Origin of the sequence: Gluconobacter sp. P1D12_c (assembly GCF_018812105.1) — a bacterium.
GTDB classification, from domain to species: Bacteria; Pseudomonadota; Alphaproteobacteria; order Acetobacterales; family Acetobacteraceae; genus Gluconobacter; species Gluconobacter oxydans_A.
Genome location: NZ_JACSIQ010000005.1, coordinates 140,734 through 157,268 on the forward strand (window position 1 = coordinate 140,734; position 16,535 = coordinate 157,268).

General features: G+C 56.3%; 12 protein-coding genes and 1 other RNA gene. 2 read left to right on the forward strand and 11 right to left on the reverse strand.

The genetic code is table 11. From position 1 onward, the window contains the following. Nucleotides 1-63: 63 nt before the first annotated feature. From KP705_RS07525 to aroA, 6 genes are all read right to left on the reverse strand, one after another. A complete protein-coding gene (locus KP705_RS07525; protein WP_046900129.1) occupies nucleotides 64-1,086 on the reverse strand; it encodes a glycosyltransferase in 1,023 nt (340 codons plus the stop codon). 47 nt (nucleotides 1,087-1,133) lie between these two features. Further along, on the reverse strand, nucleotides 1,134-4,115 hold the full coding sequence (locus KP705_RS07530) for a glycosyltransferase (protein ID WP_046900130.1): 2,982 nt from the start codon (nucleotides 4,113-4,115) through the stop codon (nucleotides 1,134-1,136). A gap of 19 nt (nucleotides 4,116-4,134) precedes the next feature. Continuing rightward, complete coding sequence (locus tag KP705_RS07535; protein ID WP_064273608.1) at nucleotides 4,135-7,485, reverse strand: glycosyltransferase; 3,351 nt, start codon at nucleotides 7,483-7,485, stop codon at nucleotides 4,135-4,137. Between the two features lie 233 nt (nucleotides 7,486-7,718). Then, nucleotides 7,719-9,428, reverse strand: a complete 1,710-nt coding sequence (gene rpsA, locus KP705_RS07540; protein ID WP_046900132.1) for a 30S ribosomal protein S1 — start codon at nucleotides 9,426-9,428, stop codon at nucleotides 7,719-7,721. Nucleotides 9,429-9,679: 251 nt separating this feature from the next. After that, complete coding sequence (gene cmk, locus KP705_RS07545) at nucleotides 9,680-10,318, reverse strand: (d)CMP kinase (protein ID WP_064273607.1); 639 nt, start codon at nucleotides 10,316-10,318, stop codon at nucleotides 9,680-9,682. Further along, a complete protein-coding gene (gene aroA, locus KP705_RS07550; RefSeq protein ID WP_215764256.1) occupies nucleotides 10,315-11,640 on the reverse strand; it encodes a 3-phosphoshikimate 1-carboxyvinyltransferase in 1,326 nt (441 codons plus the stop codon). The genes cmk and aroA overlap by 4 nt, the downstream gene beginning before the upstream one ends. 150 nt (nucleotides 11,641-11,790) lie before the next feature. On the opposite strand from aroA, the gene KP705_RS07555 reads away from it, so the two are divergent. Together KP705_RS07555 and KP705_RS07560 are read left to right on the forward strand one after the other, a co-directional pair. Continuing rightward, on the forward strand, nucleotides 11,791-12,123 hold the full coding sequence (locus KP705_RS07555) for a TIGR02300 family protein (protein WP_046900134.1): 333 nt from the start codon (nucleotides 11,791-11,793) through the stop codon (nucleotides 12,121-12,123). A 31-nt stretch (nucleotides 12,124-12,154) separates the two neighbouring features. Beyond that, the gene (locus tag KP705_RS07560; RefSeq protein ID WP_215764257.1) at nucleotides 12,155-12,658 is read left to right on the forward strand and encodes a hypothetical protein; all 504 of its coding nucleotides are present in this window, start codon (nucleotides 12,155-12,157) and stop codon (nucleotides 12,656-12,658) included. Nucleotides 12,659-12,665: 7 nt separating this feature from the next. On the opposite strand, the gene KP705_RS07565 is transcribed toward KP705_RS07560, so the two are convergent. The 5 genes from KP705_RS07565 to ffs all read right to left on the reverse strand — a co-directional run bounded on the left by KP705_RS07565 (nucleotide 12,666) and on the right by ffs (nucleotide 16,515). After that, on the reverse strand, nucleotides 12,666-13,412 hold the full coding sequence (locus KP705_RS07565) for an SDR family oxidoreductase (RefSeq protein ID WP_215764258.1): 747 nt from the start codon (nucleotides 13,410-13,412) through the stop codon (nucleotides 12,666-12,668). Next, entirely contained in the window at nucleotides 13,409-14,002 is a 594-nt protein-coding gene (gene recR, locus KP705_RS07570) for a recombination mediator RecR (RefSeq protein WP_167386111.1), read from the reverse strand. Before recR ends, KP705_RS07565 begins: the two co-directional genes overlap by 4 nt. 33 nt (nucleotides 14,003-14,035) lie before the next feature. After that, nucleotides 14,036-14,359 carry a YbaB/EbfC family nucleoid-associated protein gene (locus tag KP705_RS07575; protein ID WP_046900138.1) on the reverse strand — a complete coding sequence of 108 codons (324 nt, stop codon included), beginning with the start codon at nucleotides 14,357-14,359 and terminating at the stop codon, nucleotides 14,036-14,038. Between the two features lie 16 nt (nucleotides 14,360-14,375). Further along, complete coding sequence (locus KP705_RS07580; protein WP_215764259.1) at nucleotides 14,376-16,319, reverse strand: DNA polymerase III subunit gamma/tau; 1,944 nt, start codon at nucleotides 16,317-16,319, stop codon at nucleotides 14,376-14,378. Nucleotides 16,320-16,420: 101 nt separating this feature from the next. Continuing rightward, nucleotides 16,421-16,515: signal recognition particle sRNA small type (ffs, locus tag KP705_RS07585), an RNA gene on the reverse strand. Nucleotides 16,516-16,535 lie beyond the last annotated feature (20 nt).

Genomic DNA, 16,535 nt, shown 5'->3' on the forward strand with positions numbered 1-16,535 from the left:
CCTTACAAAAAAGCCGGGCACAACAGCCCGGCTTTTAATGAAATCACAAATTCCAGTCGCTTTTCAGCCAAGGAAGCCCTCAGCCTGAAGAACCGACAGGGCCTGCTGGATACGGTGCTTGTAAAGATGCTGCTCCATGGTTCTGGCCTGTGCCTTACGGCTCATAGCCAGACGGGCTTCATCATCTCCGATATACTTCTCCACAAGCCGCTCAAAATCGATCCGGTTTGAGAAGACTGGAATTTCGTCTGCATTATAATACCGACGAAGCTCATGCGTATCTTCATGAAAGACCTGAAACGCGCCTGCCAGAGCGGCTTCGAACGTCCGCGGGCCAGGCGTGGAAGGAGCAATCACAAACCGCTTGTTCTCGAAGTGGAGTGAACGGCCAAGGTTCAACACCAGCTTGGAACGGCGATACAGCTCAACCAGCTGGGATTTTTCAATACGGGCATCCGAGAAACCAATACCTAGTTCGCCCCAGCCAGGACCAACAATCTTGATGTTCAGATTGCGCAGAACCGGAAGCAGATTGCGGACAATGTCCTTACGGCTCGTGAACGCCACGCCGCAGAACAGAACATCGATCGTCTTTTCGACATTCTCTTCAATTGGCATGTAATGCAGGCTCGGGCTTGCAGCCAGCGGAAGGTGGAACACCAGATCACGCTGATAGAAGTTATGGCCCCAGCGATCACAGGAGAAAACGACATCGAAGTCATCGGCGATACGATAGTTCGCATCCTGCTCATAGGGGTCTTCTGTGGCCCAGAAAACCGTCACAGCGCCAATTTTCTTGGCCTCACGGCAGACCTCGCCAAAATAGGTGCTTTCCGGCAGATATGACCCGATGGCAAAAACAATCGTTGGCTTCAGGATCTTGATGGACGCTGCTGCCGCAGAAATGTGGACAGCCGTAACATTCTCTTCGCCAAAGCACTCAGCCCATCCATCCATGATCGATTCACGGATCTGGGCATTGGCCTGACTTTCATAGCGGCCTCCACTGCACACCAGAACACGTCCGGTCAGGCCAGACACTTTCCGCTCCGTTTCAGAGGAACGATCTTTCACTTCTGTCGACATAGCCTCACCTGTTTCCTTAAACTTCATGCCCCGGGTGCGTGGCGTCTTCAAGCTATACACGCCTCAAGGATCTTTGACAGATCCTGCCGGAACCGCGCTGGTGCACAGTCCCGCTCTACCGCCTTTAGTGCTTCACTTCTCAGTCGGGCCCAGAGTGTGCTGTCCTGATAAAGACGGGCGACATCAGACGCAAATTCTTTGGCATCATCGGCAGGTGCAGACAGCAACTCAACATCGTCTTTCCAGCCCACCTGGTCCGCCAGAAGCGTCGTCACAACCATTGGCACACCGAATGCGGCAGCTTCCTGCACCTTGAAAGGCAAACCACCCGCAAACCGCGTAGGCGCAACGAAGACACGATGCCTGTTGAACAGCGGTGCCAGATCATGCACCGGACCAACAATCTCTACACGCGGATGCCGCGCAAACGCACTCACATCCACGGAGGGATGAATGAAGCCTGCAATCGTGAACCGAACGTCTGATGGCAGAAGATGATCCAGAGCAGGCAGAACCTCCCCTACAAACCACTCCAGACTGTCATGATTCGGCGCGCCTTCATCATGCAGGGCGCCAAGGAAAAGAATATCGCTCCGGGCATCGAATGCGGCCTTCGTCGGACGGGTCCTCATTTCGTGTCCCAGCACGGAAACATTGTCATACCCGGCACGACGCACCAGATCTGCATCCTGCTCAGTCACTGCGACGATCTGCTGGCAGTAATGAGCACATTCCAGTTCGCGCCGAAGCATCTCATCAAAGCTCAATGCCGGCTTCGGCAGATCGAGCACCTTGATGCGTTCCAGCGTGCGTGGCGTGGAAATCACTTCCGTATCCAGTACCGCACCCGCTGTCGGCAGATAGCGGCTGGCCTCGTTCATGATAGGTAGGAGGCGCGCCATGTTGTGCGTGCGGCCAACCCATACCAGATCGTAATATCCGGCACGCGCCTGAATAAAATCCGGGAAGGTGGAAAGATGCTGATCCGCGATCAGCTCTACCGTCTCCGGGAAATCTCCAAACAGGTCCAGTTCACTCTGGTCTCTTGGGAGAAGGGGAAACACGGTGACCTGGTATCCCAGCCCCGCCATAGCCCGCACTACATCATTGGAACGGACATACCCGGAACCGAGACGCCTCAAAGGAAGGCGGTCTTCAATGAACAGGATATGCTTCCGATCTGAACGACGCTCCCGCGCCTGCACCGCATTTCGAATATGAGCGGGCTGCTGCTGTCGCAAAAAATCCTGATGAGCCCGCGAGAAAATGCGCAAATTAGCGTGGATCAGCGTCTGAGACCCTACAGGGCCGGAACTGCCGTACTCAAGGTGCTCCACCACGACATTAGGATCATAAACAATCCGCGCACCCATTTTGAGAATACGCACACACAGATCCGTATCTTCAAAATAAGCAGGACGATATCGCAGGTCGTAACCACCGAGCTGAATTAGAACGGATGATCGCACCATGAGAAAAGCTGCCGAACAGTAATCTACGTCGCGGACAAAATTTGCTTCAGGAAGATTCGGACTATCCTCCCGGCGATATCCATACGTTGCGCCATCACGCCAGATGATGGAGCCAGCTTCCTGCAAGCGCATATTTGAGCGAATGAGCTTTGCACCAACCGCACCAATATCATCGCTTGAACGGAGACGCTGCAAGGCATGTGCAACACTGTTTGGATAGAGCCGTAGATCGTTGTTCAAATAAAGAACAAACGGCGCATCAACTTCTGCAAGAGCTACATTGCAGCCTTCCAGATACCCAATGTTATACCTGAAGTGCAAGATCTTGGCGCCGTGAACCATTTCGTCCAGACGACGTGTTTGATCGTGTGAACCAGAGTCCACAACGATAAGCTGGATGGCCCCGGAGTAATTTGCACGCAATGAAGCCAGAGCCTGCATTGTCAGCGCAATCCGGTCATAGACCACGACAATGACACTGAGTTCCGGCACGCCCACGACCGTAAAATCCAGCGGATGGCGAGCCAATGCCGGAAGAAGCGCTTCCGCTTCCCGCTCGAACACCTGCCGGGACTGGCTTTCCTCAATCTCAGGGGTTTCGACCAGCGAAGCACGCTGCCCCTCACCCATTCTGGCCGCAACCAGATGAGCAAAAGGGCTGTCATAAAGATGGTTCCGCACGTCGTTACGGACCTGGGGACGGCTCACATGAGCGGCAAGATCCACACCGGCTTCAGGCGCACGCCCCTCATGAGCCCCGAACAGCAGAAAGTGCTCATAGCCATTGCGGAAGGAGCCCATGTCCAGACAGGCGACAACATCTGGATGAGTGTCTGCGTAGAAGCGCTCGGAGAACATTTCCTGCGGATCAAAGAGCCGCGGTGTTTCATTGGTGAGATAATGATGAAGCGCACTGCTATAGCGCCCTTCAGCAATATCACGCCGAACGTCCGGATAGCGCTTCAGATACCAGACCGGATCAAAATACCAGGAGACACGCCCCGCATCCGCAATATCAGACGGGAGGCTGAGCCACGATGCAAACAGGCCAATCCGGCTATCAAAATAATCGGGATAACGTAAGGCAAGCCGGCGACAGAGTTCATCATCGAAAAAACGATGCCCGCTGTAATAGCGCGCTTCGCCAACTTCAAGATAATGATCATAGCCGTTGGAGAACCCTTGCTCCTGCAAGGAGCGTCGGGTCAGTTCCGGATAACGGCGAAGATAATCGACTTCGTCAAACAGCCAGTGTGCCGAATGACCATGATAGCCCTCGGCACAATAGTGCTCAAAGCCTGACCGGTATTTTTCCTGGATCAGGTCCCGGCGGACATCTGCATAGGTTTCCCGATACCAGATCTCGTCAAAATACCGGTTAGGAGAATGACCGTAGCGCTGGCCCGTCTCCAGATAAAACGCATGAAGATCCTGATGACCTTCATCGCGCATCCAGTCCCCAACCTCCGGATAGCGCAGAAGATACCACTGCGCATCAAACTGGCGCCAGCGAGGCTCGCGCGCAGCGGGAGAAGACTCAGGAACCGGATCGGACATAAAAAACTGACCCCCAGGTTCAGGCTATGGCTTTCTCATTCAAAAGCCGCTCCGAGCGCTCAGCCTGCTCCGGCGTCAGACCTTCACGGCCTGTCGATACAATCCGTCCACCATCAAACGTAGCAACCAGATCCGTAATATGCGTTCCGAAAACATCTCCGGTCACATTGATCAGCGCGACACGATAAACGCCATCCATCGGGCGGGCATAACCCTGCATCGGGCTCAGTTTACCTGAGAAACCTGCACAGAGCGGAGCATCACGATGCACGCCTGCCACGTCCTGACGCGCAATACGGTCTGTTGCGAACAACGTCACTTCGTCACGCTCGGTCTGAATCAGGCCAACGTAAATTTGCCCTGCGCGAGACAGGCTCTTCAGGAAAGCCCAGCCGCGAACAAAGATACTTCCAAACGGCTCAATCTCCTGAACCGGCTCTCCAATGACTCCTGTAAATTCGTCAATGAAGTTTTCCAGCATACCACTGCCATACGGATGCAGTTCATTCTTCTGGAAACCAGCCAGCTTGATGCCGCGGAGCAGTCCATCGCTGTGGGAAACACGATTGAAGTCAGAAATAATCACGTCATTCGAAGGAGCTGAGCGATGGATCGCGTCAATCTTGCCGCCCTCGACTTCGATCTGAATAGACGTCAGCTGGAAGGCTGCCTGACCGTTGATGACATTGATCAGACCAACACGGAAACGACCTTCACACCATTTTCCACGCAGGGCGGTCTTACCAGAGAACCCTGAACGACGCGGAGATCCATTGAACATTTCAACAATGTCACCACGAATTTCACGTTCGCATTCAAGGAAGATCAACGGACTGTCCGCGCCTTCTTCAATCAGCACAGTCAGCATCCGACCCGCAGTGCTGACACCTGGAAGCAGGAACCAGCCACGGATATGGAATTCGTCAGCGCCCTTGAAATCTTCGTCCTCGCTCGTGGCAAAAACATGATGACAAACGTCGTCAATGTAGCATTCAGCCCCCTGAATGGAGAACCAGTCCGACACGGGAATGGGGAGCTCGACAGAGAGATCACGCATGGTCGGCGGATCAAAAATATGACGCGGCGGAGCCTGATGACGCCATGATGCGTGCGGTAGAAGATGTACCTGCCCTGCATCCAGACGAAGATCCGCAACGCCCATCGGACGACGTGGCACGACATCCTGATAAAGCTTCAACAAACCGTCCGCATAGTCGCGGGCATGCGTCCAAAGATGCGGACCAATGTTTGCCATAATCTTTTTACGCACAGGCTCGGAAGAACGTAGAAGTTCGAGACGTTCCAGAACCATGCTTGGGCGATTGATGGGAACCTTGAAACCGTTGACACCATCTTCAACACGATCCCCCAGAGCGCCAACATCGGTCACAATGGGGATCAGTCCGTTCTGCCAGGCTTCAGACAGGGAAATGCAGTAAGTTTCCGGCCAGATCGACAGGTTAAGTGCGACATCAGCCTTTTTCAGGGCCTCGATGTCACCCATGTCATAACGGCCATAGAGCTTCACATTCGAGCGGCTGCTTGCGTTCAGAACAGCTTCGTACTCGGGGTGCACATAACCGAAGATGTGGAAGACAAAATGATCCGGATGAGCGATCTCGATCAGGCTCAGGATCGTATCTGCACCCTTGGTTCGCAGGAAGTTACCGACAATCGCAACGTTCAGAGGCGCGTCACCCAACGGAGCATAGCTCTTCGGCTTGACGGGCACAGTGTTCTCAGGGCTCGGGATACCCGTGATCAGACTGATTTTTTCGTTGAGGATCGGATAGATCTCATGCGTCAGATCACGAGAGTGCTGTGTCCCGAACATGATGGCATCAACAGAGTGAAGCATCTTGGCGACAAAAGCCCGACGCGTCTGTTCACCACCATGATCAACATTCTCAGAAGCCTTCAGCGTGATATCTGCTGACAGGACTGAACGGACCTCATCTTCCACATAACGCAGTTCATGGTTCAGCAGGTTGTAACGAGCCGAGACCAGCCAGAAGTCATGCGCGGAGAAAACCACGCCCACACCATTGGCCTTGGCAAGGATGGGCAATGAAAGTGCGTGATGTCCAAGATGCTGGAAATGGACGATGTCCATATTGTACTGACTGATTACGCTCGAAAACGCCATTTCTTCAGGCGCATCGCACATCGCGTCCTGCCAGCCCACTTCGGGCACGTCAAAGCGTTCGAGTTCCTGCCCACTTGCAGTCGTCAGACGGCAGAACGTGCCACGACGCAGCCAGTAGAAAAACTCGACGTCGCGTCCAAGCAGGGAACAAAGTGCCTGCTGGTAAACTTCAACACCGCCCCACGCCTGCTCATGAATTGTGGAATGCGTGCACATCAGCACCCGCAGACGACGGCGACGCTCGACCGGCACAATGTCAGCGGCTTTGCGACGGCCAAAATCAGCCCCCGTAATATCACGCATTTTCTCGAGACGATGCTCGTACAGGTGATGCGCCAGCACTGACTTCTGGGAGGCCTGCGCGGCTTTGCGGCGTGTACTCTTGTTGTTCAGGATGCGGGCGACAGCATCCACGACACCATCAGGATCACGCGCAAGGCTGATTCCCTCGACCGTATCGAAATGCTCGCTACCCATGCTTTCCGGCGCTTCGACAACCTGTGCCGTACCGCCCAGAGCAAGTTCGAAAAAGCGTGGTCCCGGAGCTGTCGCCTGGCTGACGTCGCCATGGCTGGCGTAATCACGGAACATCGTCAGAGTGACAGCGCTGACATTCGCAAAGTCAATGAACGCTTCGTGGCTGATCGGGCGCTGGATCGCAAGCGCCGCGAGATCTGCGGGGAGCGGCGGCAGGTATTCGTTACCAGGGCAAACAAGCTTCAGCTTGGCATCCGGGAAGGCAGCAATCACGCGTCGCAGGGTTTGGACGCGGTTCGGCCACATCGTGCCAGCAAAGAAGATATCATATTCCAGCTCAGCAGCCGGAAGAACCTTACGCTCATGAATGGAGCGGCTCGCTGCCAGAGGAAGGTAATGTCCCTTGCCGTGGTAGTATTCGGCGCAGGAGGGATCATTCGTAAAGACGAAATCAAAAAGACCAGCATTCTCAACGTTGAAGTCCCGCATGAACGGGTCTTCAAAGGTCCACAGAATCAAAGTCTTGAATGCAGGCCGAACCCGACGGATCAGTGGAAGGTTAATCCGCTGGGCGTCCAGACAGATCAGAACATCATGTTCACCGGAAGCAGCAATACTAGCCAGTGACATATTGTCAGCGACAACAACCTGGTCATTACCAAATAGAGAACGGGCAGCTCGTTCAACCGCCAGCGTAAGGTAGGAATTGGGATTGTGGGTGTAATTTGTGTTGTAAATAACCGCCATCAATCTCCTGAGCGCAAAACGCCCACTCCCATCTCAAACCGACGCAATCAGTCTTCCGGGCAAGAGACCACAAGACCGCTGCCATTACGATACTCAATTCTTACCTGAAGGTTTACAGCAACAAAAGCCCCTTACAAGAAAGAAGATCATTACATCTCAAATACAAAAAAGGGCCGCTTGCGCGGCCCTTTTCTAAAATCATGACAACAAAAGTTATCTGATTTTCAGTCTCTTCAGACGTCTGTAGTACGACGACGGATTGCCGCACCCAGAATGTCACCCAGGGAAGCGCCCGAGTCAGAAGAACCGTATTCGCTGATCGCAGCCTTGTCTTCCTCGACCTCACGGCCGCGGATCGTCAGGGCGAGCTTGCGGGAAGCACGGTCAACGGAAACAATCTTCGCATCGACCTTTTCGCCAACTGCGAAACGCTCCGGACGCTGCTCAGCCTTGTCACGAGCCAGCTCCGCACGACGGATGAAGCCGGTCAGCAGATCGTCGACCTTCACTTCGATACCGTTTGCCTGAACTGCCGTAACGACGCAGGTCACAACAGCACCCTTCTGGATGCGGGACAGGGTGTCGGCTGCCGGATCTTCCTGAAGCTGCTTGATGCCCAGGGAGATGCGCTCCTTCTCAGGATCCACGTCGAGGACCTTGGCCTTAACGACCTGACCCTTCTCGTAGTTCGCCATGGCTGCTTCGCCAGCTTCGTCCCAAGACAGGTCGGACATGTGAACCATGCCGTCGATGTCTGCGGAGAGGCCGATGAACAGACCGAACTCGGTGATGTTGCGGATTTCGCCTTCGATGACAGAGCCAACCTTGTGCTCTTCTTCGAACTGCTCCCAAGGGTTGCGCTGAACCTGCTTGAGACCAAGCGAAATACGACGCTTGGAGCTGTCTACGTCCAGAACCATGACGTCGACTTCCTGGGAAGTAGCGACGATCTTGCCCGGATGGACGTTCTTCTTCGTCCAGGACATCTCGGAAACGTGCACCAGACCTTCGACGCCCGGCTCCAGCTCGACGAATGCACCGTAGTCGGTGATGTTCGTGACGCGACCCGTGAAACGGGCACCAGCTGGGTACTTAATGGCGACGTTTTCCCACGGATCAGCTTCAAGCTGCTTCATGCCGAGGGAGATACGCTGCGTGTCCGGGTTGAAGCGGATGACCTGCACGCGAACCGGCTGACCGATCTGCAGAGCTTCGGACGGGTGGTTGATGCGCTTCCATGCGATGTCGGTGACATGCAGGAGGCCGTCAACGCCGCCGAGGTCAACGAACGCACCGTAGTCGGTGATGTTCTTGACGACGCCGTCAAGGATCATGCCTTCCTTCAGGCCCTGGATCAGCTCGGAACGCTGCTCTGCACGGGTCTCTTCAAGAACGGCACGACGCGACACAACGATGTTGCCACGTGCGCGATCCATCTTCAGGATCTGGAACGGCTGCGGCTGACCCATCAGCGGGCCGACGTCACGAACCGGACGGATATCAACCTGGCTGCCCGGAAGGAACGCCATTGCACCGCCGAGATCAACCGTGAAGCCACCCTTGACGCGACCATAGATCGTGCCGTTGACGCGCTGGTTGTTGCCGAAGGCACGCTCCAGAGCGGTCCATGCTTCTTCACGACGAGCCTTCTCGCGGGAAAGAACGATGGAACCGTCACGGTCTTCGTAACGCTCGACATACAGCTCGACAACGTCGCCCGGCTTTACGTCCGGAGCGGTGCCTGGCGGGCCGAATTCCTTAAGGGAAACGCGACCTTCGCTCTTGAGACCAACATCAACGATAGCGAATTCGTCGGTCAGACGGATCACGCGGCCAGTGACGACGGAGCCGTCAAAACCGGTGTCGCGGCCCAGGGTCTCTTCGAGGAGGGCAGCAAAATCTTCCATGCCGTGAGCGGCAGGGGCCTGTGTGGCTGAAGCCATGTAAATACAATATTCCCGGATTTTCGGCCTGAAACCGATCATCCACGTCTGCGCCACGCGGATCGAAATCTGGCATGACGACTCCCCGCTGCCTCAAAAGGTCAGACCGGGTCCGTTAAATTATGGCCCGCACGCAAAACGTGTGACGGACGACACTTTCCCCCTTCGGGCAAGGTGCTAACCCGCAACAACACCTTCCGCAGGCGCTCTGTCAATAAAAAAACAGGTGTCAGACGGGCAGATACCGCAACTCAGATCCGAGTTATGCGCCGCCTGATTTCTTCATGCGCCTTTTCAAGCACTTGCTCTGCAGAAAGCTCATCCGTCTCAATCAGAAGCGCATCTGCGGCCTGCACCAGAGGCGCAGTATCCCGCGAAGAATCCCGCGAGTCACGCGCGATGATCTCAGCGATTGCAGCGTCCAGTTCAGCCTCTGCAATCGCTGCGTCCCCGTGCAACTGGCGATGGCGACGAAGGGCCCGCGCCCTTGGGGAGGCCGTGATGAAAAACTTCACGTCCGCATCCGGGAAAACAACTGTGCCGATATCCCGTCCATCAACAACGGCCCCTGTTTGGGCGGCGAACACACGTTGACGCTCCAGAAGAGCCTCACGCACAGCAGGCTGGCTAGCTACCAGCGAGGCACCCCTATCAATTTCCGGAACGCGCAGATCAGCTCTCCGCAGATCCTCCTGCTCAAGCGCTTCCGCCTGTGCAGAAGCATCGCCCGCAGGGTCAAGACCGGCATCAATCATGCGCCTTGCAACCCCACGATACAGGAGGCCCGTATCCAGATAGGGCAAGGACAGTCGGTCGGCGAGCGCCTTGGCCAGCGTCCCCTTTCCGGCAGCTGCTGGCCCATCAACGGCAATGACGAGCGGACGGCTCATGCCCGGATATCCGCACCCAGACCATTCATGAGATCAACGAAACCGGGGAAGCTGGTTTCAATGAAGGCCGTATCATCAATATGAACCGGCTTCTGCGCCGCCAGACCAAAGACAATCCCACTCATGGCCAGACGATGATCCATATGCGTCGTTACAGTTCCACCACCCAGTGGGTCCTGAAAACCACGAACAATCAGGTCATCGCCAACCACTTCAGTTTCAGCACCATTCACATTGAGCAGGGAAACCGTAGCCGCCAGACGGTCACTTTCCTTCACCCGAAGTTCTTCCAGACCGCGAAGACGGGAGGAACCTTCCGCAAAAGCACAGGCAACGGCCAGAACGGGATATTCATCAATCATGGACGGTGCGCGCTGTGGCGGCACATCCACACCCTTGAGCTTGCTGTATCGTGCGCGAAGGTCGCCTACAGGCTCGCCACCCTCAATGCGCTCGTTTTCAATGGTCAGATCAGCACCCATTTCGAGCAGAGTGGTGAACAGACCCGTCCGAAGCGGGTTCAAACCAACATTCTCAATCAGCAGATCGGAACCAGGAACCAGCAGCGCAGCCACAAGCGGGAATGCAGAAGACGACGGATCACCCGGAACTGTCACGTCCCGTGCGGTCAGCTTCACTGGTCCGGTCAGCTCGATTCGGCGTCCACCAGCATCCAGAATGGAAACATCAACATCTACGCCAAAATGACGGAGCATATTTTCTGTATGATCGCGGGTGGCGACAGGCTCTTCCACAACCGTCCGGCCAACCGCATTCAGCCCGGCCAGAAGAACTGCTGATTTCACCTGCGCAGAAGCGACCGGCAGACGATATTCAAGCGGTTTCGCCTGACCATTGCCACGCACGGCCATCGGCAAACGCCCCCCCTCACGGGACAAAAACTCGGAACCATTCTTCGAAAGCGGGTCCATCACCCGACGCATTGGACGGGAGCGCAGGGAAGCATCCCCGGTCATGACGCTGTTCATCTGGTGGGAGGAAAGAATACCGGACAGAAGCCGCGCTGCTGTCCCGGAATTCCCCATATCCAGCACATCTGCCGGCTCCGTCAGCTCACCGACGCCACGGCCGTCAATGGTCCAGACGGCGCCGTCACGCGTGATCGTCGCACCCAGCGCGCGCATGGCGTCTGCAGTGCGCAGAACGTCTTCACCCTCCAGAAGGCCGTAAACCTTCGTGCGGCCATGTGCGAGGGAGGCCAGCATCAGCGAACGATGGCTGATGGATTTGTCACCCGGTACGAGGGTACGGCCGGAAAGTCCCTTCGGGGACGCGGAAACTGTCAGAGGTCGCGCTTGCATGTGCACTTTCATGCGAGGGTCATTCCTGTGTGTCAATCACCCTGAAATACGTCCCCTCATGCAGATTTCGGGACACTTGGAGTTTGACATGGCGGAAACAAGCTGGCATGGCCGCGTTCCTTATCCGAGGCATTGGCAGGCTTGCGCAACATGGCAAAACCCGAACTCGGTCTAAAACGGACGTGCGTTGAGTGCGGCGCCCGCTTCTATGACCTGAACCGCGTCCCTACGGTGTGCCCGAAATGTGGCACCACCCAGCCGAACGATATCGGCCGTCTCAAGCGTAGCGAAGGACCGCTGCCTGAGGAGAAAGATCCGAACGCTCCGAAGGACGAGAACGAGGATGATGTAGACGTCGATCTGGACACGGACGATGATGCAGATGACGATGTCATCGCAGCAGACGACGATCTGGATGATGACGATGATCTCTCGAACGACATCGAAGTTTCGACTGACAAGGACGACCGCGACGACCACTAAGGTCGTCCGTGCTCTTTCCTTTGCAGCAGTATTGAGCGGCTGTGCCGGTCCGGGAGACGCCTTGTCCCCGGATGGCGCAGCCGTTCGTGCATTAAAGGACCGCCTGGAGCGTCATCCCAGCGCAACAGCAGTTCTTCAGGAGCATTGCTCCGTTCCCATTCGCGTTGTGCGCCTCCCCGTTGGAGAGCAGCCTTCACAGGAAACCCTGCGTCTTCTGGAGGTCTCGGACCCTCGGCAGGTTCGCACACGTCACGTTCAGCTTCTATGTGGGGATGTCCCGCTCTCTGATGCCTGGAACTGGTATGTGCCGGAACGCCTGACAGATGACATGAACCATCTGCTGGAAACAACAGATACGCCTTTTGGCAAAGCTGTCTCGAAGACGAATTTTCATCGCCAGCGACTCGAAACACGTTTTCCAAATAACGCCACAGGAATCGTGCTCGAAAACCGTGCGGTCCTCAGACGCGCTTCAGACAACGCACCAATTTCTCTGGTTGTAGAAGATTATCTGCCTGGTGCGCTGAAACCTTAACCCTGATTTATCGTGCGGGCGACCAGTTCAGGTGTTGCCCGCCATCCATGGCCAGCATTTGCCCCGTGACGGATGGGAGAGAAAAAAGCGCGAGCGCGGCTTCAGCGATTTCTTCGGGAGACGACCCGCGCTTCAGAGGCGTTTGCGCGCACATCCTGTCAAAATGCTCCTGAGACTGTCGACCTACTGTTGGCAGAACAGGCCCTGGGCCAATGGCATTAACGCGAATACGCGGTGCCAGTGCCAGCGCAAGCGTTTGTGTCAGTGTCCACAAGCCTGCTCGGGACACGGTGTAGCTGATAAAATGCGGCGTCAGATTCCAGACACGCTGATCCAGCATGTTCAAAATCAGCCCTTCAGCCTCTGCTGGCAGGGCTGCTGCCATCGCCTGAGACAGGACGAACGGAGCCCTCAGATTCGGCTCAAGATGCTGGTCCCAGCTTTCGCGAGTTACAGTCTCGACTTCATCACGAATGAAGGCTGAAGCGTTGTTGATGAGCACACCGATCGGACCAAGCTGCTGAACTGCTTCAGCAGCCAGCCTGTTCACATCCGCTTCACACGACAGATCTGCGCCAATCACACATCCGCGGCCGCCAATGTGATCGAGCAGATCCAGCGCTTCTGTTTTGCTGTCGCGATAATGAATGGCAACAGAAAAACCCTGCCCGGCCAGCATTTCAACCAGCGCCCGGCCAATCCGACGCGCACCACCAGTCACAATCGCCGTACGGGGGACCAGAGCGGAAATCATAATGCGCGTCGTGCAATCAGGGCGGCGGCCAACGTGCCATCATCCAGCACATCCAAAGCGCCCCCCATAGGAACACCATGTCCGACACGACTGACGACCACGCCCGTTGATGCCAGTTTCTCCTGAAGCCAGTGCGCTGTGGTCGCCCCCTCGACTGTTGCACCAAGAGCCAGAATAACCTCTCTCACGCCACCTTCGGCAATACGGTCCAACAGAGAAGAGACATTCAGATCTTCGGGTCCGAGACCGGCAAGCGCCGATAACGTCCCACCCAGAACCTGATAGACCCCGCGATGTACGCCAGCACGTTCAAGGGCCCACAGATCGCCTACAGTTTCGACCACGCACACCAGACCGCCATCACGGGTTGAGTCCGTACAGATGTGGCAGGGATCAATGGTGTCGAGATTGCCACAAAGGGAGCATGTGCGGACGCTTGTAGCAGCCCGTTCCATGAGATGCGCCAAAGGCAACATCCGCGCCTCCGGCTGCCGCAGCAAACTGAGCGCAGCGCGACGGGCTGACCTTGGGCCGAGCCCCGGCAGGCGAGACAGCATGGAAATCAGCTGCTCGATGTCATTGCTGATCATCATGATGTGACGCCCGCAGAAAAACTATTCAGATCAGAACGGAAGCTTCAGACCCGGCGGCAGATCCAGACCGCCCGTAACGTCACGCATGGCTTCAGAGCTGGCTGCTTCAGCCTTGTTCTTGGCATCCGTATAGGCTGCCACGATCAGATCCTGCAGCATTTCCATCTCGTTTGGATCGGCCAGCTTCGGATCAATTTTCAGACCACGCATTTCGCCTTTACCCGTAAGCTGAAGCGTCACGAGACCAGCGCCAGCCGAACCATCTACCGTCAGATTTGCCAGATTTTTCTGGGCCTCTTCCATTTTGGACTGCATCTGGCTGGCCTGCTTCATCAGTCCTGCAAGGTTCTTCATAACGTCTCCTGGTCTTTCAGTTCAGATCATCTTCATCAAGGAAATCAGCGTCCAGAGGCGCGAATTCCAGATCCGGAGGAGAGTCCTCCGTCAATGGTGCGGTTATTTCGGGTGGAAGACCGTATTCATCAAGAGAGTGGTCTTGCACATCGCCGATTTTCGCACCGGGGAAAGCGTCAAGAATGGCTTGGACCAACGGGTGTGCCTCAACCATTGCGCGGTTGATGGCCACCACCTCCGCACCCTGTTCGTCCAGGGTTGGCTCACCTTCGGCTGTGGAAAGACTGATGCGCCACTGGCCGGGAAACATCTCTTCAAGAAAATTCTGAAGGAGACGGTCCGCCTTGGTGTGCTGGTCTTCCAGGCGAACCTGCACATCGGGGGGTGAAAAACGTACCAGATGCACCGACGAGCGCAGAACCCCATGCAACTGCGGCTGCTTGTCCCAAACCAGAGCGACCATCTCGCGCCATGTTCGTGGCGGGGGCGGAGGAAGTTCGGGCTCCGGGGCCAGCTCAGGAGCGGCTTGCGCATAACCCGGCTCAATAATTTCGCCGCCATTGGCCACCAGACGGACATGCGCACGAGGGCCACCCGTGTCAGTGGGCGATACGGACGTCGACAGCACAGGCGCAGGCTGCAACCCAGACGATATCTCTCCGGACGGAGCTGCTCCACCCGAAGGGCCTGATGGCAAGGAGAGATCGACCCCGCCTTCGGTCAACTGACGGATCAGACGGTCAGGCGTTGGTAGAAGGCTGGCGTGGCACAGTCGGATCAGAACCATTTCAGCCGCCTGACGACGATCCGGTGCGGATTCGACTTCGTTCACACCTTTCAGAAGAATCTGCCAGGCTCGTCCCAAACTGCTGGTTGAGAGCCTGTCTGCCAGCACGCCACCACGCAGTCTTTCGGCTTCTGGAAGGTCCCGGCTTTCACGAAGGCCCGGCATCGCCTTGAGACGGGAAACAAGATGCAGAAGATCCAGAAGATCCGTCAGGAGAACGCCGAGATCAGCACCACGCGCATAGGCCTGATCGGTAAGGTCCAGGGCCTCTGCTGCCTTGCCGGCCATAAGGGCATCAAGCAGATCAAAGACCAGTCCACGATCTGCCAGACCAAGCATGTCTGACACGGCATCGGCGTCGCTCGCACCCTGTGCAATCGCCTGATCCAGCAGAGATAGTCCGTCACGGACCGAGCCATCAGCTGCACGTGCAATGAGCGCCAAAGCGTCTTCGGAAAGAGTGGCTCCTTCCTTTTCGGCAATACGCCCGAAATGTTCGGTCAGCAGCGCCTGAGGCACGCGCCGGAGGTCAAACCGCTGACAGCGGGACAGCACCGTCACCGGAACTTTCCGCAACTCTGTCGTGGCAAAAATGAACGTGACCTGTGACGGAGGCTCTTCCAGCGTCTTCAACAGGGCATTGAACGCATTGCGAGAGAGCATGTGCACTTCATCGATGATGAAGACTTTCATGCGCGCCTGCATCGGGCGGAAACGGGTCGCCTCAATGATTTCACGCACATCATCAACGCCCGTGCGAGACGCTGCATCCATTTCCAGAACGTCCGGATGCCGGTCTGCGAGGATGGCGGTGCAGTTTGCACAGACGCCACAGGGCTCCGCGGTCGGCCCGCCCTTCCCGTCTGGCCCAATGCAGTTCAAGGCGCGTGCGATAATTCGGGCAGTCGTGGTTTTCCCCACGCCGCGCACACCCGTCAGCATGAACGCATGCGCCACACGCTTCAGCTCGAACGCACGACGCAGGATTCGTACCAGCGAGTCCTGACCAATCAGGTCATCGAGTGTCTGGGGGCGATATTTTCGGGCAAGGACACGATAAGGCGTGCTTTTTTCTGCCTGAACAGGAACTGGAACCTGCTCGGCCGGGGCTTCACCAAAGAAGCCACCACCGCTCTCAGGCGGCAGGGGAAGATCGTCGATATCGTCAGTCATGAAACTGGAAAGCCGTCAGAGCGGGAAATGAGACCGCACTCTGTCGGTCTTGCACCGGGGCGCCTGGCAGTAAAACTGCTGCGCCCACAGGCTGCACTAGGTAGGAGGCCGGACATTTAACCCGGATAAAACTCACTGCGGCTGCTTCCTTCCGGACCTGACCGGGTTGGCAAGGTATCCGTCCAAAGCCGACCTCCCGGCGCTCTCCTAACACGG